This window comes from Clostridioides sp. ZZV15-6598, from assembly GCF_020657705.1.
GTDB classification, from domain to species: Bacteria; Bacillota; Clostridia; order Peptostreptococcales; family Peptostreptococcaceae; genus Clostridioides; species Clostridioides difficile_F.
Window position 1 is genome coordinate 1 of sequence record NZ_JAGWCS010000383.1, and the last position, 249, is coordinate 249.

The 249-nt window shown below is 34.9% G+C and carries 1 rRNA gene; it reads left to right on the forward strand.

Annotated elements, in window-relative coordinates:
• Positions 1–142 precede the first annotated feature (142 nt).
• Positions 143–249: ribosomal RNA gene (gene rrf, locus KGF50_RS22165) — 5S ribosomal RNA — on the forward strand; the annotation flags it as partial.

The window sequence follows — 249 nt, forward strand, 5'->3', positions numbered from 1 at the left end:
GATACTAATAGGTCGAGGACTTGACCAATATTTATTTGATGTTCATTGATTAAAATATATATGTAGTTTTTAGAGTGCTAACTCTAAAGAAGCTAGTTTACTAGTTTCAATAACTTAATATTAATATTAAGCATAAAAATTATGTGGTTACAATAGCAGAGAGGATACACCTGTTCCCATTCCGAACACAGAAGTTAAGCTCTCTAGCGCTGATGGTACTTGGTGGGAAACTGCCTGGGAGAGTAGGAC